We start from the raw sequence: 18,985 nt of genomic DNA, 5'->3' as shown, positions 1-18,985 counted from the left end.
ACTGTGGGAGCGAGCCTGCTCGCGAACAAGCTTCGCGAGCAGGCTCGCTCCCACAGGGAGGTCAGGCGTTTTGCAGAACTGCTTTCACCGCTGCCACCGAACGCTCTACATCGGCCTTGGTCATCGCCGTAAACATCGGCAATGATACGATCAGGCGCCCGACACGTTCGGCCACCGGGAACATCCCTTCTTTAAAGCCCTGCGCGCGGTACAGGCTGAGCAGGTGAATTGGCGGGTAGTGGTAACCGATGCCCACGCCCAATGCCTGCATTTCTTTCATAAAGGTCGCCCGCGCCGGTTGACCATCCTTGCGCTCAGGCAGCACGAGCTGGAACAGATGCCAGTTGGTGTTGTTGAAATCCGCCACCGGCAGTTGCGCGCCGTATTCCGCTTCAAAATCCGACCCGAAGCACTCAAAGTAATGCTTGGCCAGCGCCCGACGATGGGCGGTGATGGTTTCGATATGGGCGAACTGGCCCAGACCAATCGCAGCCGCAATGTCGGTCATATTGAACTTGCCACCCAGCACGTCGACATCCAGGCCGTCGAAACCGGTACGGGTAACGCCTTGCAGGCGGTATTTTTCGGCCAGCCGCGCTTCTTCTTCATTGTTCAGTACCAGGCAACCACCTTCGGATGAGGTGATGTTCTTGTTGGCCTGAAAACTGAAAGAAACGAAATCGCCGCGTGCGCCAATGCGCTCACCTTGCCAGCTGGAGCCCAGGGCCTGGGCCGCATCTTCAACCACGCGCAGGTTATGTTTTTTGGCAATTGCGTAGAGCGCGTCCATGTCCACTGGCAGGCCCGACAGGTACACCGGAATGATGGCCTTGGTGCGCGGGGTAATGGCTGCTTCGAGCTTGTTAAGATCGATATTGCGGGTTACCGGGTCGATATCGGCAAACACCGGCGTGGCACCGACTTCGATAATCACATTGGCAGTAGCGACCCATGAAATAGGCGTGGTGATGACTTCATCGCCGGCTCCGATTCCGGCAATGCGCAGAGCGATTTCCATGGTGCAAGTGCCGGAGTTGAAAGTGCGCACCGGGCGCCCGCCAAAATACTCGGACAATTGTGCTTCGAATGCCTGCACCTTGGGCCCGCTGGTGATCCAGCCCGAGCGCAACACGTCGCCCACGGCAGCAATGGTGGCTTCATCAATGGTGGGTTTGGAAAACGGCAGGAAAGGCAGCGAGCTCATAGAGGCATGACGTCCGATGTGAGTGAATTTGAGTAACCAAAGAGCAACAGCATAGCGCTCAAGATCATACCCGCAGGATCACTCACAGCTGGTGAAAATTCTGTATGGCGGCTGAATGAGCAAGGGCCGTATTGCGTAGCAGCTGCTTTCGGCAGCTGCTACAGAAAAACTGCAACTGTGGGAGCGAGCCTGCTCGCGAAGGTCGTTCGCGAGCAGGCTCGCTCCCACAATAAGGCTTGACCTGCAACAGAGAATCTACAGATGGAGCTGTTTACTCAGCCGTGGCGTTTTTAACCAGAATCGCGTTAGCCAGGTCCATATCGCTGACTTTCAGGTTCGGGTTATCGGCGCGCACTTGTTGCATGGCCGACTCCAGGTACGGGCCACGAATTGATCCGTTACTGGCGACAAAACTGCCGGCGTCATCTTGAGCTGCGATGACTTTGCGGTCTTTTTTGAAGGTCAGGTAAGTGGACCCGGTGGTTGCGCCGGAAGACAGCACATTACGCCAGAAGCTGTCGGCCATGGCCGAACCAACAGGCAGGGACAGCAAGGCGATAGCGGCAACAGCATATTTGAGACGCATGACGGTGACTCCGGATAGATTAGCTATAGCATTTGATTGCCAATAGTGCGCAGGAGTTCCGTAACGTTACGGCACAATTTCTACGCTCAACACGGCTCCGTTTTGTTCGGTTACGCGTACCGATGTTCCCACCGGAGCGTCAGGCCCTACTGCCATCCATACGCTGTCCCCTACCTTGATTTTGCCCCGCCCTTCGACAATCGCCTGTTGCACGATAAAAGTACGGCCGATCAGCTCATGACCGCGGCGGTTCAGGTTCGGCTGGTCGCCACTCTCCCCAGTGCCACGTTGGCGCCGCCACCAGAATACCGCCGTGAGGATCGCCAGCACGCCAAACAGCGGCAATTGCAGTGTCCAGGGCAGCTCCGGGGCCAGGAACGTCAAGCCGCCCACAATCAGGGCGGCAAGGCCCACCCACAGCAGATAACCACCGGCGCCGAATACCTCCAGAATCAGCAGCACCGTGCCAAGAGCCAGCCAGTCCCAGAAGTTCAGGTCTTGCAGAAACTCCCACATGTATCAGGCCTTCCTGGTATCAAAGGTGGCTTTGACGATTTCGCTGATGCCTCCCACGGCGCCGATCACCTGGCTGGCTTCCAGCGGCATGAGGATGACCTTGCTGTTGTTGGCAGAAGCCAGTTTGCCCAGCGCATCGATATATTTTTGTGCAACAAAATAGTTGATCGCCTGCACGTTGCCTGAGGCAATGGCTTCCGACACCACTTGTGTGGCGCGGGCTTCGGCTTCGGCCTGGCGTTCGCGGGCTTCGGCTTCGAGGAACGCTGCCTGGCGGCCCCCTTCGGCTTCGAGGATCTGTGCCTGTTTTTTGCCTTCGGCGGTGAGGATTGCTGCGGCCCTTAGCCCTTCAGCTTCAAGAATTTGCGCACGCTTGATACGTTCGGCTTTCATTTGCCCGGACATGGCGGCCATCAGGTCGGCCGGCGGGCTGATGTCCTTGATCTCGATACGGGTGATTTTGATGCCCCACGGTGCCGTTGCTTCATCAACGGTGCGCAACAGTTTTTCGTTGATGCCGTCACGCTGGCTGAGCATGGCATCCAGCTCCATGGAACCCAGCACGGTGCGGATGTTGGTTTGCAGCAGGTTGCGAATGGCATGCTCGAGGTTGTTGACCTCATAGGCGGCTTGCGCCGTGTTGACCACCTGGAAGAAACACACGGCATCGATTTGTACCGTGGCGTTATCGGCGGTAATCACTTCTTGTGGGGGGATATCCAGCACGCTTTCCATGACGTTGATCTTGCGTCCGATACGATCCATCACAGGGATGATGATGTTCAGGCCCGGCTTGAGGGTATTGGTGTATCGCCCGAAGCGTTCCACCGTCCATTGATAACCTTGCGGCACCACCTTGAAGCCCATAAAGAGCACGGCAATGGCCAGGGCGACAAATAACAGGATCACAGTACCCACTTGCATAACCATTCCTTGTTTTTGAGGTGTAAGAAACAAACGAGCGTGAAGCGTAGCGATCTAGAAAATTGTCCAACTCCCTGGATTTTAGTCAAAACAACTCAAGCATGCGGGGTGACTCGCAGTGCTTCTTGCAGTGAGGTCACCCCGTCTGCAACTTTTAGGGCCGCGGCAAGCCTGAGGCTGAGCATTCCTTGTGCACCCGCCTGGCGACGAATGGCGTTGAGGTCGGCTTCGCGGCCAATCAGCCCCCTGAGTTTTTCGCTTATGACCATGACTTCGTAAACACCGACCCTCCCGGTGTAACCGGTTTCGCGGCACTGCGCACAACCAACGGCCCGGCAGATTGTGTCCGGTGCTGCCCCGGCCCAGGCCGGGGCAAAATCCTGCCATTCGTCGGGAGCCGGCGGATGTTCGGTCTTGCACTCCGGGCACAAGGTTCTGACCAGTCGCTGGGCCATGACACCCAGCAATGTGGCCTTTATCAGATAGGGGGCAACCCCGAGTTCTTGCAGGCGGCTGATGGCGCCGGGAGCGTCGTTGGTATGCAGGGTCGAGAGCACCAGATGCCCGGTGAGTGCAGCCTGAACAGCCACTTCGGCGGTTTCCAGATCACGTATCTCACCGAGCATGATGATATCCGGGTCCTGGCGCAGCAGCGCCCGCACACCGTTGGCGAAGGTCAGGTCAATGTTGGTCTGAACCTGCATTTGATTGAACGCCGGCTCGATCATTTCGATGGGGTCTTCGAGGGTGCACAGGTTGATTTTGGGGGTGGCCAGTTGCTTGAGCGTTGCATACAGGGTGCTGGTTTTGCCCGAGCCGGTGGGGCCGGTAATCAAAATAATGCCGTTGGGCCGGGTGGTCATGTGCTGCCAGCGTTGCAAGTCGTTCGGGGAGAGGCCCAACTGGTCGAAATCTTTGAGCAGGACCTGCGGGTCAAAAATACGCATCACCATTTTTTCGCCAAAGGCGGTGGGCAGGGTGGCGAGCCTCAGTTCCACTTCAGCGCCCTGGGGCAGGCGGGTTTTTATCCGGCCGTCCTGGGGTTTGCGTTTTTCGGCAACATTCATCCGGCCCAGGCTCTTGAGGCGACTGACAACGGCCATCGTTACCTGTGGCGGGAAGTGGTAAACATCATGCAGCACGCCGTCGATCCGAAAGCGCACGCAACCCTGCTCACGGCGGGGCTCCAGGTGGACATCGCTGGCGCGTTGTTCAAAGGCGTACTGAAACAGCCAGTCGACGATATTGACGATGTGAGCATCGTTGGCATCCGGTTCCCGCTCGCCTGCGCCCAAGGTCAGCAGTTGTTCGAAATTGGCCGGCGGGCTGGTCTTCTGATCGTTGAGTACAGCCCCAGTGACCGATTTGGCCAGCTGGAAAAACTCTACGTTGAGGCGCTGGATTTCCAGGGGGTTGGCAATGACACGTCTGATAGGGCGCTTGAGCGACTGGCGCAAATCGGCCTCCCAACTGCTGACCCAGGGCTGGGTGTTGGCAACTGTGATGGCTGAGGCATCGGCCGCCACCGCGATGATTCCATGCCGCTGGGCGAAGGCAAAGGACATTGCTCCGGTCACGGTGGCGACATCGACCTTGAGCGGATCAAGGCGCAGGTAGGGTTGCCCTGCATGGTTGGCGAGCCAGGCAGTGAGGGTTTCAAGATCGAGAATCCTGCCTCCCCGATCGGGATCGCAGAATTGTTGCTGCGCAAGAAATACCAGGGGGTGGAGGGTGGCACTGGACGCTTCGCGACTGCGTACCATTGCCTGCGTGGCGCAGCTTTGCTGGATACGGTTTTGCGCCAACAGCGCGGATAACAGATTGTTGAGGTTCAGCCACCGGTCATGGGACGGGGTGATGCGCATAACGGCTCCTTGAGGCATCGGCGCAGACAGGTCCTTGTCTGGCCATGTACCTGATAAAGCCTAGTTGCGCCGTGTTGGCCCGCCTGCCACCAATGGTTGCGAACTATTACCCGCAAGCTTGCATTGCCGGGTCCTTGGCGGCCTGCACGGGTTGCAGCTGCATGTCGAAGACGCTGATCAGGCTGCGCAGTTTTTCGCCGATGATCCGGGCACGGTGCCAGCTCTGTTCGTGACTGCGGATGTCAATGCTCAAGGTGTCCCCGTCACGTACCACATCCACTTGCTGCGGGATCAGTTGCTGCAGGGCAAACAGATTGAGCACCCGGCACAGCACGTCGGCATCGGCTTCGGCCTGGATACGGAAAAGCACCTGGCAAGGGGCTGCATTGCTGGCCCATACGTCGGGGCGAGGGGCGTGGGTAATGACTTCAAGATGCGGCATGCAATGGCTCCTGTTCAGACTGGAGAAATATTTACACGTCGCGGGAGAATTTTTTTATCTAAGATGTTTTGAATTGACGATAAATAGACTCGAACAAGTCTCAGCTTATTCATTAATGGGTATTTTTATGCAAAGCGAGCTGGATGCTTACGACCGACGCATATTGGCGCTGCTGCAAGAGGACGCTTCGCTGTCCAGCGCGCAGATCGCGGAGAAGGTGGGGCTTTCGCAATCGCCCTGCTGGCGGCGGATCCAGAAGATGAAGGACGAGGGCATCATTCGTGGCCAGGTCACCTTGCTCGATCGCAAGAAAATCGGCCTCAATACGCAAATTTTTGCCGAGATCAAACTCAATGCACACGGTCGCTCAAACTTCACCGAGTTTACTGACGCGATCCGCGGTTTCCCCGAAGTGCTGGAATGCTATGTGCTGATGGGAGCGGTAGATTTTCTGCTGCGTATCGTGACGGCTGATATCGAAGCCTACGAGCGGTTTTTCTTTGAGAAACTGTCGATGGTGCCGGGCATTCAAGAGGTGAATTCGATTGTGGCGTTGTCCGAGATCAAGTCCACCACCTGCCTGCCGGTCTGAATCCCGGAAAACAAAACGGCCTTCTCAAGGAAGGCCGTCGGCTGGGTTTGCGCACTGTTATCAGTGAACAAACAACGCAATCAGAATAATGATCGGAATTGGAATACCGAGGAAAAACAGCAGAAGTGAGCGCATTTTATTCTCCAGTCAACGAATAGCCCGGGTTAAACCAGCGGGGTTGTGGTGGTGGGGGTCAGATACGTCACGGCATCCCGGCGACGGCCGCCAAAGGTGGCGCACAGGCTGGCAAAGAAAGCGCCGATCAGCAGTGTGATAAACATCCACAAGGTGGACCAGGCGGCGACCTTGGCAGCGGTATCAGCGGCTTCCTTGGCTTTTACCTTGGCTTCTTCAACAGTCTGATGGGCCTTGGCGTAGACCTGGTCGACCCGTTGCTCGGCTTCAGGTTGGCTGAGGTTGGTGCGCTGGGCGATGATTTGGGCCAGGTAGGTACGGTCTTCACTGCTCAATTGGCCGTCATTGGCCAGGCTGTGGGCGAAGATGCGGGCCACGGTGCCATGGGCTGCGTCTTCGCTGACAGCGGTGCCGCGGTCATCGCGAAACAGGCTGTCGATAAAATAGTCCGAACCTTTGTCGCCATTGTTGGCTGCGGCACTGCCGGCTGCACTGCTGATCGCCGTTGCGGCGCCTGAAGCTACGCTGGCCCCGGCTTGAACGCCGCTGCCGATCACGCTGCTGACCGAGCCTGCAACCAGGGTAGCGGTTACCAGCGTGGCCACGGCCCATGCCAGAAAACCATGGGCGGTGTCGCGAAAGTAGGCTTCATCGCCATGCAGGTTGGTCCATTTGACCCGCAAACGACCGGCCAGATAACCGCCCATGCCGGAAGCAATGATCTGGGTAACGGCCAGCCAGACGATGGCGGTAATACCCAGGCCTTTGGCGCCCACCCCTTCATTGGCCCACGGAGAAACCGCAGAAAACCCAAGCCCCGCCCCCAGCATCAGCAGCAGCAGAGAGAGGACGGCAGCAGTGGCGGCGCCGGCAAAGATGGCGGCCCAGGAAACACCGGATTGACCGGAGGAATCTTGCAGGGCTGCGGGATAGTGTTCAGTTGTCCCGATCATTGTTGTTGTGCTCCTGAATGGTAGGAAGTGCAGCGTTCATTCAGGTAATTGCAGGGGATGTGCCAACCCTGTGTTGCAGGTAATTCCATATCTTTCAATGGCTTGCAAATGGTTGGTTTTTTCGGTGCATGCAGATTGCATGATCAGGGGCAAAACAGGCGGGCGTAATGCATTGAAACAATTTGCCCGGAGCAGGCGCAGGTAAAAAAAACGGGAGCCTTTCGGCTCCCGTTGTACGCATCAGTCGTGACGATGCTTGTTTTTGCGATGGCCATACGCGTGGCCACGGCCGCGATGGTCGTCGCGGTAGTAGCGACGGTTATCGCGGTCACGATAGCGGCGATCGTCGCTGTCGCTTTTATTGCCCATATAGTTGCCCAGCGCGCCACCGGCACCACCGCCAGCGGCCGAGCCTACCAGTGCGCCTGTGCTGCCGCCGACACTGCGGCCCAGCACGTTACCGCCTGCCGCACCCAGTGCGCCGCCAATGGCGGCTTCACCACGGCTGCGTTTGTCGGCACCTACGGCACTACCTGCCGCACCACCCACACCTGCACCAATCGCAGAACCGGTCGAGCCGCCGAGCTGTTGGCCAACAACGGCGCCAAGAACCCCGCCTAATGCGCCGCCTACACCGGCTTCGGTGGTGCCACCGGCCGAGGCTACGCCACTGACCAGGCCAAGGGACAACAAGAGAATCGAGGTGAGCTTCATGGATGAGCCTCAAAGAGATGACGGCGCGATCCTGAGGCTGCAAGCGGTTGGTGACAATCGAAATCCGACGAGTAGCACGAGTTGTACACAATTCTATAAGTTGTTGTTTTTGCTAGGGAACTTAATCTGTTTTCGAGGGTCTGTTAGCTAGTTCGGTTAGGTCGTTTTCGTAGGATAACGGCCTTTTTTGTGGCCGCAGTTCAGAGGCGCGCTGCTTGAATGTGGGAGCGGGCTTGCCCGCGATTCAGGCACCGCGGGATGACGGTCAAACCGCGGAGATGCCATCGCGGGCAAGCCCGCTCCCACCACAAACGAACAAAAAGTGCTCAGCTGGCCTTAGGCATGATCAGCGTTGACGGGCTGGCTGCCTCCAGGCAAATCGCCACGAACTTGGACGTAGGCGTATGGCTGCCATCGCCCGTGCTTTCCAGAGGCACCAGCGGGTTAACCTCCGGGTAGTACGCCGCAGCTTGCCCGGCAGGAATATCAAACGCCAGCAGGGTGAAATTTTTCACCCTGCGCTCGTGCCGGTCATCCCAGATCGAAACGATATCGACCTTCTGCCCCGGCTTGAAGCCCAGGCGGATGATGTCGGCTTCGTTGACGAACAGCACATCACGCTGGCCCTTGACCCCGCGATAGCGGTCATCGAGGCCATAGATAGTGGTGTTGTACTGATCGTGAGAGCGCATGGACTGCAAGATCAGGTCGGGCAGCCGGCCTGTAGCGCGGGTGCGGGCATCTACCAGGTCTTGAGGCAGTGCGTTGGGGCGGAAGTTGGCGCGCCCGGACGGCGTGTTCCACTGTCGCGCACCGGCCGAGTTGCCCAAATAGAAGCCGCCCGGGTGTTCGATGCGCGTGTTGAAGTCCTTGAAATCGGGAATGGTGTCGGCAATCAAGTCGCGAATGCGTCGGTAGTCAGCGACGACCCAGTTCCAGTCAATCGGGTGGGTGCCCAGTGTGGCCGCAGCAATGCCGGCAATGATTGCGGGCTCCGAGCGCATCTGCCTGGACAGTGGCTGCAACTGGCCATTGGAGGCGTGGACCATGCTGAACGAGTCTTCCACGGTCACCGCTTGCGGGCCTTCTGCCTGAATGTCGATATCGGTACGGCCCAGGCATGGCAGGATCAGCGCTTGTTTGCCGTGCATCAGGTGGCTGCGGTTGAGCTTGGTGCTGATCTGTACAGTCAGGGCGCAATTGCGCAGGGCCTGTGCAGTGCGCGGGCTGTCTGGAGTGGCCTGGGCGAAGTTGCCGCCCAGGCCGATAAACACCTTGGCTCGGCCTTCAAGCATGGCGTGGATGGCTTCAACCACGTTGTGGCCGTTTTCACGGGGCACCTTGAACTGGAAGCGACGCTCCAACGAATCGAGGAAGGCCACCGGCGGACGTTCGTTGATGCCCATCGTGCGGTCGCCCTGTACGTTGCTGTGGCCGCGTACCGGGCACAGGCCGGCGCCGGGGCGGCCTATATTGCCGCGCAACAGCATCAGGTTGGCGATTTCCTGGATGGTCTGCACCGAATGACGATGCTGGGTGATGCCCATCGCCCAGCACATGATTACGTTCTTGCCCTTGAGGTACATGCGTGCGGCGCGTTCGATATCAACAAGGGTCAGGCCCGATTGCTCCACGATATGGTCCCACGAGGTGTCGTCGAGGCTGGAGATGTAATCGAGAATGCCCGCAGTGTGCTCATTCAAAAATGCATGATCGAACACGGCCGGTTCGCCTGCGGCCTGGGCATCGCGCTCCCACTGCAGGAGGAACTTGGCCATGCCGCGCAACAGCGCCATGTCGCCGCCCAGTGCCGGGCGCAGGTAGGCCGTGTTGGTCGGACGGTCGCCGTTGGTGAGCATTTCCAACGGATGCTGCGGGTGCTGGAAACGTTCCAGCCCGCGCTCCTTGAGCGGGTTGACGCACACTACCTGGGCGCCGCGCTTGACCGCCTCGCGCAGTGGTTCGAGCATGCGCGGGTGGTTGGTGCCGGGGTTTTGCCCCAATACGAAAATCGCATCCGCGTGCTCGAAATCATCAAAGGTCACGGTGCCTTTACCCACGCCGATGCTTTGCGCCAGGGCCACGCCGCTGGCCTCGTGGCACATGTTCGAGCAATCCGGGAAGTTGTTGGTGCCAAACGCGCGCACAAACAGTTGGTACAAATACGCCGCTTCGTTGCTGGCCCGGCCTGAGGTGTAGAACTCGGCTTCGTTGGGGCTGGCCAGGTTGAGCAAGTGCCTGGCGATCAAGGCGAAGGCGGCATCCCAGCTGATGGGGACGTAGCGGTCGGTTTCCGGGTCATAGCTCATGGGCTCGGTCAGGCGGCCCTGATATTCGAGCCAGTAATCACTTTGCTCCAGCAGCGCGCTGACGCTGTGCTTGGCGAAAAACGCCGCATCGACCCGGCGCTTGGTAGCTTCCCAGTTCACTGCCTTGGCGCCGTTCTCGCAAAACTTGACCAGGCCGCTTTCCGGCGAATCACCCCAGGCGCAGCCCGGGCAGTCGAAGCCGCCGTTCTGGTTGGTTTTGAGCATCATGCGCAGGTTTTTCAGTGCGTTGTCGCTGGTCAACCAGGCTTGCGCCACACTGATCAGCGCGCCCCAGCCACCGGCCGGGCCTTTGTAGGGCTTGTAGCGGGGAGTCGGGGTTTTGTCGGCTTGATGGTGTGTGCTCACGGTTGTTTCTCCTGCGCGGGGCTGTAGACCCTGGGCGCGCTTTTTTGTGGCAGATGAATAAGGTTGAGGTTGTGCCGCCGCGCCCATTGCAGCGCCAGGCCCGTGGGCGAGGACAGGCTGATCAGGGTCTGGATGCCGGCGCGCAGCACTTTTTGAATCAGTTCCAGGCTGCAACGGCTGGTGACGATTGCTGTGCCACCCGTCAGATCGATTTGCTGGCGTACCAGAGCACCGATCAATTTATCGAGGGCGTTGTGCCGGCCTATGTCTTCACGACCCAGCAGCAGTTGGCCCTGGCCGTCCATATAGACTGCAGCGTGTACGGCGCCGCAGTGCTGGCCCAAGGGTTGAAAGTCGCTGATGCGCTGGCGCAGGCCTTCCAGCCACTGCGCCGGTGGCAAAGGCGCGCCGGGCAATACCTGGAGATCGGGCAAGGCCTGTTCCACCGCTTCCACCCCACACAGTCCGCACCCACTGGTGCCGGCCAGTTGGCGGCGTTGCTGCTTGAGGTTCCAGAACGCCCGGCTGGCGATTTCGACCTGAGCGTATTGGGCAGACCCTGCACCGGTCAGTTTGAGGTCGTAGATTTCGCTGGCGTCTTGAATGATGCCGCTGCCCAGGCTGAAGCCGACGATAAAGTCCTCAAGGTCAGTGGGTGTGACCAGCATCACGGCCTGACTGATGCCGTTATAGGCAATCGCCAGGGCGACCTCTTCGGCCAGTGCAGTTTGCGCACCACCACTGTGGTCCAGGTTGACGTAGTCATAGCTCTGGCTGGCAGCAGGCGCGGGCGTGACAGAAGCAGGCGCCGCGCACAGAGGGCGCTTGGCGTTCATAAGGCAGTACCGACAATCAATTGAGCTCTAAGCCTAGGCGCGACACAGTGTCGCGTCTAATCGCTAGTGCTGATCTATTGATAGATGGCGTCGATCAAGAAGAGCTTGGTGATTTCTGATAAAGCGCGAAACAGGCTTCGGCCAGCGCTGAGCGCGGTGCCTCACGACGCATGATCAAACCCAGGCGGGCCAAGGTGCGTGCATCTTCTATGGGGTGCAGGCGCAGGTGGTCGGTCAGGGCTTCCAGCCCACCCTCAAGGGGCATCACCGCGCAACAAAGCCCGCCGTGGACAGCTTGTAACAGTTGATGAACGGCATCGGTTTGCAACAGGGGTTGTGGCGTAAGGCCCCGGCTGTGGAAGTTGTGGTCGATGGACTGGCGAAAGTGCATGCCGCTGCTGAGCAGGCCCAGCGGCAAGCTGGTCAGCGCCTCCCAGCTAAGCGGCTGGTCACCGAAGTTGAAATACCGCTGGTCGTATAGCAGGCCCATGCAGGTTTCGCCCAGGGCCAGGGAGTCAAAACGTTCCTGGTCAAGGCGTTCAAGATAGGAGACACCCACGTCCAGCCGGTTGCTGGCCAGTTGCTCAAGGATTTGTTCCGAGCTCAGTGCTGACAATTCGAAGCGCAGATCGGGATGTTCCTGATGCAGACGCTGCAACAGCGGCAGGGGGTCAAAACTCGACAGCGGCACCACTCCCAGGCGCAGAGTACCGATCAGGTTACCGCGACAGGCAGCGGCTTCGGCCTGCAAACCGTCGTAGGCGGCCAACACGGTACGGGCCCAGGCCAGCACCCGCTCGCCAGGTGCGGTAAAGCTTTCGAAGCGCTGTCCGCGATTGACCAGTTGCAAGTCCAGTTCCTGTTCAAGGCTGCGCAAACGCATGGACAGGGTGGGCTGCGTGATATGGCAACGCGCGGCGGCCTGACCGAAATGTCGGGTTTCGTCGAGGGCAATGAGGAATTTCAGCTGTTTGATGTCCATCGTCGCTCCGGGTGCAATTCAGCGGGCGATTCTAGCGCGCTTGCACATGGCGTAGATGGTCTACGCTCTTGAGTCTGGATCTTCCAACCTAGGAGCGTGATGTATGAGTATTTTCAGCTTTGTGAAAGAAGCCGGCGAAAAATTGATCGACCTGCTGACACCGGGCAACGCCAATGCGGGCGAGGAGCTCAAGAAGCACGTACAGGAAGTGGGCTTGGGCAATCCGAACATCACCGCTACCGTGGAAGGCGACAAAGTGACAGTCAGCGGTGAAGTGGCCACCCAGGAAGAGAAAGAAAAAATTATCCTGGCGGCGGGTAATATCGCAGGCGTGGCCAGTGTTGAAGACAAGATCACCGTGACCGGCCCGGCTGTTGTGGCTTCGCGTTTTGTCGTGGTGAAAAAGGGCGACACCCTGAGCGCAATTTCGCTGCAGGTGTACGGCAACGCCAATCTGTACAACAAGATTTTCGAAGCCAACAAACCGCTGCTCAAGGACCCGAACAAAATCTATCCGGGCCAGACGCTGCGTATTCCTGAGTAAACCGTTTTACCCTGTGGGAGCGAGCCTGCTCGCGAATGCACTTCGCGAGCAGGCTCGCTCCCACGGGTTCAGAGATTCACAGCCCTTCCAGCAACTCGCGATAGTCCCCCAGCGCAGCAAATTCTGCAGTGTCTTTCGGGCCTTTTTGGCTGTCGGGCTGTTTCACTGCCAGCAAGTGAGCCACCCCAAAATCACGGGCACTGCGCAAAATTGGCAGGGTATCGTCGATAAACAGGCTGCGGGCTGGGTCAAAACCGATATCTGCTTGCAGGGCATCCCAGAACGCCGGGCTTTCCTTGGGATAACCGTAGTCGTGGGAACTGATAAGTCGCTCGAAATACGGGGCCAGCTCAATGCGCTCCATTTTCAACGACAGCGAATCACGGTGCGCGTTGGTGATCATGACCACTCGCTTGCCAGCTTTGTTGATGGCAGCCAGAAAAGTATCGGCATCGGGGCGCAAGGCAATCAGATGAGCGGTTTCGAGTTTGAGTTCGCGCACCGGGATCTTCAGCTCGCGGCTCCAGAAATCCAGGCAGTACCATTTCAACTGGCCCGCGTTGCCTTCAAATAGCGGCGTCAGTTCCAGATCCGCCATCGCCCGGCTGATGCCATGCAGCTCGGCATAGCGTTGGGGCAGGTGCTCCAGCCAGAAATGGTTGTCGTAGTGCAGGTCGAGCAGCGTGCCGTCCATGTCGAGCAGCACGGTATCAATGTCGCGCCAAGGTAAAACGGTCATGCAAAACTTCTCCCACAGGTAAAAATTTCCGACACAGACAATCGGAAAAGCCGGGGTATAGTACCCCGTTCATATTGAGGAGCCGCTATGCGCCAAAAACCCACCGTACTTGCCCGTGAAATTGTTGCCAGTAGCCGATTGTTTCGGGTTGAAGAAGTGCAACTGCGCTTCTCCAATGGAGTAGAGCGCACTTACGAACGGTTGGTGGGGCGCGGCAACGGTTATGGCGCAGTGATGATTGTGGCCATGATCGATGCTGAGCACGCGATTCTGGTTGAAGAATATTGCGGCGGCACTGATGAATACGAAGTTTCGCTGCCCAAGGGCCTGATCGAGCCGGGCGAAGATGTGTTGGCTGCGGCTGAACGAGAGCTCAAGGAGGAGGCCGGTTTCGGTGCTCGCCAGCTCGAGCATTTGACCGAGCTGTCCCTGTCCCCCGGCTATATGAGTCAAAAAATTCAGGTGGTCCTGGCTACCGATCTTTACGAAGAGCATCTGGAAGGCGACGAACCTGAGCCGATGCGCGTTGATCGGGTCAACCTGCGTGAGCTGTCGAGCCTGGTGCTTAACCCGCAATTCAGCGAAGGTCGTGCCCTGGCCGCGCTGTATCTGGCCCGCGATCTGCTGACCCAGCGTGGAGCATTCCAGCCGTGAGTGTCTTGCCCCATCCTTTGCTTGAAGGCGTGATCAAACTGGCCCATGCCGCTGGCGACGCGATTTTGCCGTTCTGGCGAGCGGGCGTTGAAGTCAGTGCCAAGGCCGATGATTCGCCAGTCACGGCCGCTGATCTGGCCGCCCATCACATCCTGCTCGATGGCCTCACCGCGCTGGCCCCGAGTATTCCGGTACTGTCGGAGGAAGACGCCAATATCGCGCAAGACGTGCGCGCGGGTTGGACGCGCTGGTGGTTGGTTGACCCGCTGGATGGCACCAAGGAATTCATTTGCGGCAGTGAAGAGTTCACCGTCAACATTGCGTTGATCGAGCAGGGTCGTGTGGTGTTTGGCGTGGTATCCATGCCCACCAGCGGTCGTTGCTACTACGGCGGCACGGGCCTGGGGGCCTGGCGGGCGGAGGGTGATGAACCTGTGCCCATCAGCGTGCGAAACACACCGCCTGCGGGTGAGGCGTTGACCGTAGTCGCCAGCCGCCGCCATTCCAGTCCTGAGCAGGAGCACTTGCTGGCCGGGCTGAGTGAGCATCTGGGCGAATTGAAGTTGGTCAGCGTGGGCAGTTCCTTGAAGTTCTGTTTGCTGGCTGAAGGAGCGGCTGATTGTTATCCGCGCCTGGCGCCGACTTCGCAGTGGGACACGGCGGCGGCTCAGGGTGTGCTGGAAGGGGCTGGTGGTGTGGTGCTGCAACTGGATGGTGAACCGTTCAGTTATCCGGCCCGTGAGTCGCTGCTCAATCAGTCGTTTCTGGCGTTGCCGGCGCAGGCGCCTTGGCGCGAAAAATTGCTGGATCTGGCGCAACGCTAATCCAACCCTGTGGGAGCGGGCTTGCTCGCGATGCAAGCGCTGCGGTCTTTCAGCCAGACCGCGCTGCGGCCATCGCGAGCAAGCCCGTTCCCACAAAAATCGAGTTAGCGGTGCAACACGTACTGCCCGCTAAACCTCACCGCATCTTCCCCGCCCTGAACATTGACTACCCGCGTTTCCAGGGTCAGCCGCGCGCGGCCGTAGCGTTTGTACATGGCCAAAAACCTGTTCCATTGCGCATCATCTGGCGCATCACATACCGCAATGGCGTCCTCGGTCACGGGCAGCGGGTAGCTGATATGACCTTCCTGAATCACGATATGCCCGTCTTCGATTCCCGCTTCGCGCAGGCTCAAATGCAGCCAGCCCCAGCCCGCCAGCACTGCGCCGCAGTACAGGCTGCCGCCGAACATGGTGCTCTTGTGATTGATATTGGCTTCAAGCGGCAACTGCAGACGCAACTGCCGGTCTTGCCAGCCCAGTACCTTGAGACCCATTTCCCGGGTCAGCGGGATGTCGTGATGAAGAACTGACTCCAGATAACGACTGTCGCGGTTCATGCTGCGGCCTCTTTAATCAAGTTCATCTGGATGTGGATGGCTGGCGCTGTCGAAGTTCAGCCCGTGCTTGCGCAGCTTGTCGTGCAGGGTCTTGCGCGGCACACCCAGTGCCTCGGCCAGGCTGCGCATGGAGCTGTGGGTGCGTTCAAGCTCGGCGGCGATCAGGCTTTTCTCGAAGTGCTCGACCTGCTCGCTCAAGCCGCCAGCTACTTCATTGCCCGCTGCTGGCTGGCCTTCAGCGGAGTTATCCAGAGCCAATTCAAGGCCCAGGGCAAAGCGCTCGGCGACGTTTTGCAGCTCGCGCACGTTGCCAGGCCAGGTGTGGCGCAACAATAAAGCCCGCTGCGGCGGTTGCAGCACGTTGGGCGTCAGGTCATGGCGCACACTGGCTTCGCCGGCAAAATAATCGAACAACATCAGCACATCTTCACCCCGCTCACGCAGGGGGGCGATGCGCAAGGGCGCTACGTTGAGCCGGTAATACAGGTCGGCGCGGAAGCGGCCCTGATCGGCGGCCTGGCGCAGGTCTTCCTTGGTGGCGGCGATCACCCGGATATCCAGCGGGATCAGCTGGTTGCCACCCAGGCGCTCGACCACGCGCTCTTGCAGTAAACGCAGCAATTTGACCTGCACGTCCAGGCTCATGCTCTCGATTTCGTCGAGGAACAGGGTGCCGCCATTGGCGAACTCGAACTTGCCAATGCGCCGCTTCTGCGCGCCGGTAAAGGCCCCCGGCTCATGCCCGAACAGTTCGCTTTCAACCACGGATTCAGCCAGGGCCCCGGCATTGATCGCCACAAACGGGCCGTTACGCCGCGCCGATAAATCATGCAGCGCCCGTGCAACCACTTCTTTGCCCGAGCCGGTCTCGCCGAGGATCAGCACATCGGCCTTGGTGGCGGCCAGAGCGCCGATTTGCTCGCGCAAGCGCAACATGGCCGGTGATACCCCCACCAGCCGCGAGCTCAGCAACTGGCGATCGCTCAGAGCCAGGCGCAGGCTGCGGTTGTCCATAACCAGAGCGCGCAAGGCCAGAGCACGACGCACGCTGTCGAGCAGGGCGTCACTGGCAAAGGGCTTTTCGAGAAAGTCATAGGCACCTGCACGCATGGCCTGCACCGCCAGCGGCACATCGCCGTGACCGGTAATCAGCAGCACCGGCAGTTCCGGGTCCTGGCCATGCAGTTGCGCCAGCAGCTCAAGACCGTCCATGCCCGGCATGCGGATATCGCTGACTACCACACCCGGCCAGTCCCGGCCGATACGCTCGGCCAGGCCGTTGGCTTCGGCCAGTGGCAGCACCTTGAGCCCGGCCAGGTCCAGGGTCTGATACAAAGCCTGGCGCAGATGCGGGTCATCATCGATCAGGATGACCTGAACGTGCGGATCGATGGGCTGGCTCATGACCTGGAGTCCTCTGAAGCTTGCAAGCTCACACCTGGCGCACCTGCGCGCAGGCGTAAGGTAATTAAGGCGCCGCCTTCTTTGTGGTTGGCGAACAACAATTCGCCACCAAAGGCGCGGATCAGTGTGTCGCAAATGGCCAGCCCCAGGCCCAGCCCCTGAGTACGGGTCTTGGTGGTATAGAAAGGCTCACCGGCGCGGCCCAGCGCTTCCATGCAAAAACCCGGGCCGTTGTCGCGAATGTACACAGTGACGCCTTCCGGCGTGGATTGGGCACTTAGCCACAAGCGCCGGGGCGGGCCTTTTTCGGTCAAGGCATCGAGGGCGTTGGCCAGCAGGTTACCCAGTACCTGACGCAGGCGCGTTTCACCGGCTTCAACCCAGAGCGTGGCGGCGGGCAAGTCACGGATCAGTTCGACTTCCATGCTGCGTCGACGCTTGGCCAGCAACGCCAGGGCATCGTCCAGCGCCGGTTGCAGGGCGACGCTTTCCGGTGCGTGGCGATCGCGGCGGGCGAAGGCGCGCAGGTGGGCAATGATGGAGGACATGCGCCCGGTCAGTTCGTTGATCAGCTTGAGGTTGCCGCGGGCATCGTCGATACGTTGGTGGTCGAGCAACACTTCGGCGTTTTCGGCATAACTGCGGATAGCCGCCAGCGGCTGGTTGAGTTCGTGGCTGATGCTGGCCGACATGGTGCCCAGCGCCGACAGCTTGCCTGCCTGCACCAGATCGTCCTGGGCGCGCACCAGTTCCTGTTGCGCATGTTCGCGCTCCAGTACCTCTTCACGCAGACGCCGGTTTAGCCCTTCAAGGTCGCTGGTGCGCTCTGCCACACGCATTTCCAGCTCGCGGCGGGCCTTGGCTTCAAATGCAATGCGATCCAGGTAATGACGCCGACGCTGCATCATTAAACCGATCAACAGCATGACCACCAGCAAGGTGGCGCCGCCGATGGCCAGCACGGTGCGCACCGAGCGGTCGATCAATGTGCGAGGGGCAAGAATGTTCGCCTGCCAGCCGGTTTCGTCGATGGTCTGCGTCTGTACCAGCCAGGCACTGGGGTCGAGCGCCAGGGGCTTGGGGTCGCTGGTGGGGTAGGGGAGAATGGCGAAAATGGCCTGACGTTCTTCCTCAGACAGATCACGGGTGGACCTGAAGCGCCATTCAGGGCGCGAAGTGAGAATGACCACCCCATTGCTGTCGGTCAGCAACAGTTGTTCCGGTGTTTTGCCCCAGAGTCGCTCGGTGTGGTCGAGGTCGACCTTGACCACCAGTACGCCAAGCTTTTGGTTGTCTACCTCAACCGGTGCTGCGAAGTAGTAGCCGCGTTTTCCGGAGGTCGTGCCCTGGCCGAAGAAGCGCCCGAGCTTGCCTTGCATTGCTTCGCTGAAATAGGGGCGGAAGGCAAAGTTACGTCCGATAAAACTATCGCTTTTATTCCAGTTCGACGTCGCAATAGTGTCACCATGAGCATCCACCAGGTACATGACTTCAGCGCCGGTCTGGCTGGTGATTTCACTGAGCAACTGATTGGCTTTACTCAGGGCTTGCGGGCTTTCCGGGTCAGCCAGCAGCTCGCGCAGGTCAGGCAACTGGCCCAGAATCTGCGGCAGCACCTCATAGCGATGCAGCGTGCCCAGCAGGTTGGCCACGTACAGGTCGAGCGTCTGGCGGTTTTGCCCGGCCAGTTCGCTGCGGTAATAGCGCTCGGCCAGGTGTTGCAGCGGCCACAGCAAAGGCGCCAGGCACAGCGCCAATAAGGCCAGGCTACGCCAGCGGGGTCTGCGAGGAACTGAGGAAGAGGTGATCATCGTTGAGCTGCGCTGCAAGAATACG

The 18,985-nt window shown here is 59.3% G+C and carries 19 protein-coding genes; 4 read left to right on the top strand and 15 right to left on the bottom strand.

The features are described 5' to 3' along the window. Positions 1-61 precede the first annotated feature (61 nt). The 6 genes from GHN92_RS02015 to GHN92_RS01990 all read right to left on the bottom strand — a co-directional run bounded on the left by GHN92_RS02015 (position 62) and on the right by GHN92_RS01990 (position 5,537). A complete protein-coding gene (locus GHN92_RS02015) occupies positions 62-1,204 on the bottom strand; it encodes a DegT/DnrJ/EryC1/StrS aminotransferase family protein (RefSeq protein WP_095017787.1) in 1,143 nt (380 codons plus the stop codon). A 271-nt stretch (positions 1,205-1,475) separates the two neighbouring features. Further along, on the bottom strand, positions 1,476-1,790 hold the full coding sequence (locus GHN92_RS02010; protein ID WP_095000725.1) for a DUF2388 domain-containing protein: 315 nt from the start codon (positions 1,788-1,790) through the stop codon (positions 1,476-1,478). Between the two features lie 66 nt (positions 1,791-1,856). After that, a complete protein-coding gene (locus GHN92_RS02005; RefSeq protein ID WP_095017786.1) occupies positions 1,857-2,306 on the bottom strand; it encodes an NfeD family protein in 450 nt (149 codons plus the stop codon). Between the two features lie 3 nt (positions 2,307-2,309). Beyond that, on the bottom strand, positions 2,310-3,230 hold the full coding sequence (locus tag GHN92_RS02000; protein WP_095000727.1) for an SPFH domain-containing protein: 921 nt from the start codon (positions 3,228-3,230) through the stop codon (positions 2,310-2,312). A 95-nt stretch (positions 3,231-3,325) separates the two neighbouring features. Then, positions 3,326-5,095: a GspE/PulE family protein gene (locus GHN92_RS01995; RefSeq protein WP_153379229.1), complete on the bottom strand. Its 1,770-nt coding sequence runs from the start codon at positions 5,093-5,095 to the stop codon at positions 3,326-3,328. Between the two features lie 106 nt (positions 5,096-5,201). Then, the gene (locus tag GHN92_RS01990; protein WP_095000729.1) at positions 5,202-5,537 is read right to left on the bottom strand and encodes a hypothetical protein; all 336 of its coding nucleotides are present in this window, start codon (positions 5,535-5,537) and stop codon (positions 5,202-5,204) included. A 127-nt stretch (positions 5,538-5,664) separates the two neighbouring features. Between GHN92_RS01990 and GHN92_RS01985 the strand changes: the two genes are divergently transcribed. Next, complete coding sequence (locus GHN92_RS01985) at positions 5,665-6,129, top strand: Lrp/AsnC family transcriptional regulator (RefSeq protein ID WP_095000730.1); 465 nt, start codon at positions 5,665-5,667, stop codon at positions 6,127-6,129. A gap of 164 nt (positions 6,130-6,293) precedes the next feature. Here GHN92_RS01985 and GHN92_RS01980 read toward each other — a convergent pair whose 3' ends face one another. From GHN92_RS01980 to GHN92_RS01960, 5 genes are all read right to left on the bottom strand, one after another. Next, a complete protein-coding gene (locus GHN92_RS01980) occupies positions 6,294-7,217 on the bottom strand; it encodes a hypothetical protein (protein WP_153379227.1) in 924 nt (307 codons plus the stop codon). A gap of 240 nt (positions 7,218-7,457) precedes the next feature. After that, on the bottom strand, positions 7,458-7,931 hold the full coding sequence (locus tag GHN92_RS01975; RefSeq protein ID WP_095000732.1) for a glycine zipper domain-containing protein: 474 nt from the start codon (positions 7,929-7,931) through the stop codon (positions 7,458-7,460). Positions 7,932-8,257: 326 nt separating this feature from the next. Beyond that, positions 8,258-10,606: an FdhF/YdeP family oxidoreductase gene (locus tag GHN92_RS01970; RefSeq protein WP_178102582.1), complete on the bottom strand. Its 2,349-nt coding sequence runs from the start codon at positions 10,604-10,606 to the stop codon at positions 8,258-8,260. Beyond that, the gene (gene fdhD / locus GHN92_RS01965; RefSeq protein ID WP_095020114.1) at positions 10,603-11,442 is read right to left on the bottom strand and encodes a formate dehydrogenase accessory sulfurtransferase FdhD; all 840 of its coding nucleotides are present in this window, start codon (positions 11,440-11,442) and stop codon (positions 10,603-10,605) included. The genes GHN92_RS01970 and fdhD overlap by 4 nt, the downstream gene beginning before the upstream one ends. Before the next feature lie 94 nt (positions 11,443-11,536). Then, positions 11,537-12,424 (bottom strand): LysR family transcriptional regulator, encoded by an 888-nt coding sequence (locus GHN92_RS01960; protein WP_150628621.1) that lies wholly within the window; start codon positions 12,422-12,424, stop codon positions 11,537-11,539. A gap of 103 nt (positions 12,425-12,527) precedes the next feature. Here GHN92_RS01960 and lysM point away from each other — a divergent pair, with 103 nt between their 5' ends. Then, on the top strand, positions 12,528-12,968 hold the full coding sequence (lysM, locus tag GHN92_RS01955) for a peptidoglycan-binding protein LysM (RefSeq protein ID WP_095000736.1): 441 nt from the start codon (positions 12,528-12,530) through the stop codon (positions 12,966-12,968). Between the two features lie 76 nt (positions 12,969-13,044). Here the strand turns inward: lysM and yrfG are convergent, their stop codons facing one another. Next, positions 13,045-13,707 (bottom strand): GMP/IMP nucleotidase, encoded by a 663-nt coding sequence (gene yrfG / locus GHN92_RS01950; RefSeq protein ID WP_095024216.1) that lies wholly within the window; start codon positions 13,705-13,707, stop codon positions 13,045-13,047. Between the two features lie 87 nt (positions 13,708-13,794). Here yrfG and nudE point away from each other — a divergent pair, with 87 nt between their 5' ends. Together nudE and cysQ are read left to right on the top strand one after the other, a co-directional pair. Further along, positions 13,795-14,361: an ADP compounds hydrolase NudE gene (gene nudE, locus GHN92_RS01945; protein ID WP_095000738.1), complete on the top strand. Its 567-nt coding sequence runs from the start codon at positions 13,795-13,797 to the stop codon at positions 14,359-14,361. After that, positions 14,358-15,185 (top strand): 3'(2'),5'-bisphosphate nucleotidase CysQ, encoded by an 828-nt coding sequence (gene cysQ, locus GHN92_RS01940; protein ID WP_178102581.1) that lies wholly within the window; start codon positions 14,358-14,360, stop codon positions 15,183-15,185. The genes nudE and cysQ overlap by 4 nt, the downstream gene beginning before the upstream one ends. A gap of 104 nt (positions 15,186-15,289) precedes the next feature. Here cysQ and GHN92_RS01935 read toward each other — a convergent pair whose 3' ends face one another. From GHN92_RS01935 to GHN92_RS01925, 3 genes are read right to left on the bottom strand one after another with little or no spacing between them, the layout of a single operon-like run. Continuing rightward, positions 15,290-15,745, bottom strand: a complete 456-nt coding sequence (locus GHN92_RS01935) for a thioesterase domain-containing protein (RefSeq protein WP_095020115.1) — start codon at positions 15,743-15,745, stop codon at positions 15,290-15,292. A 12-nt stretch (positions 15,746-15,757) separates the two neighbouring features. After that, a complete protein-coding gene (locus GHN92_RS01930) occupies positions 15,758-17,149 on the bottom strand; it encodes a sigma-54 dependent transcriptional regulator (RefSeq protein WP_153379225.1) in 1,392 nt (463 codons plus the stop codon). Further along, positions 17,146-18,960: a cache domain-containing protein gene (locus GHN92_RS01925; protein ID WP_095017781.1), complete on the bottom strand. Its 1,815-nt coding sequence runs from the start codon at positions 18,958-18,960 to the stop codon at positions 17,146-17,148. Before GHN92_RS01925 ends, GHN92_RS01930 begins: the two co-directional genes overlap by 4 nt. Between the last annotated feature and the right edge of the window lie 25 nt (positions 18,961-18,985).

It is taken from the genome of Pseudomonas sp. FSL R10-2964, from assembly GCF_009600035.1.
Lineage (GTDB): Bacteria > Pseudomonadota > Gammaproteobacteria > Pseudomonadales > Pseudomonadaceae > Aquipseudomonas > Aquipseudomonas bubulae.
Note: the sequence above shows the minus strand (reverse complement) of the source record. Positions and strands in the feature narration are given on the sequence as shown.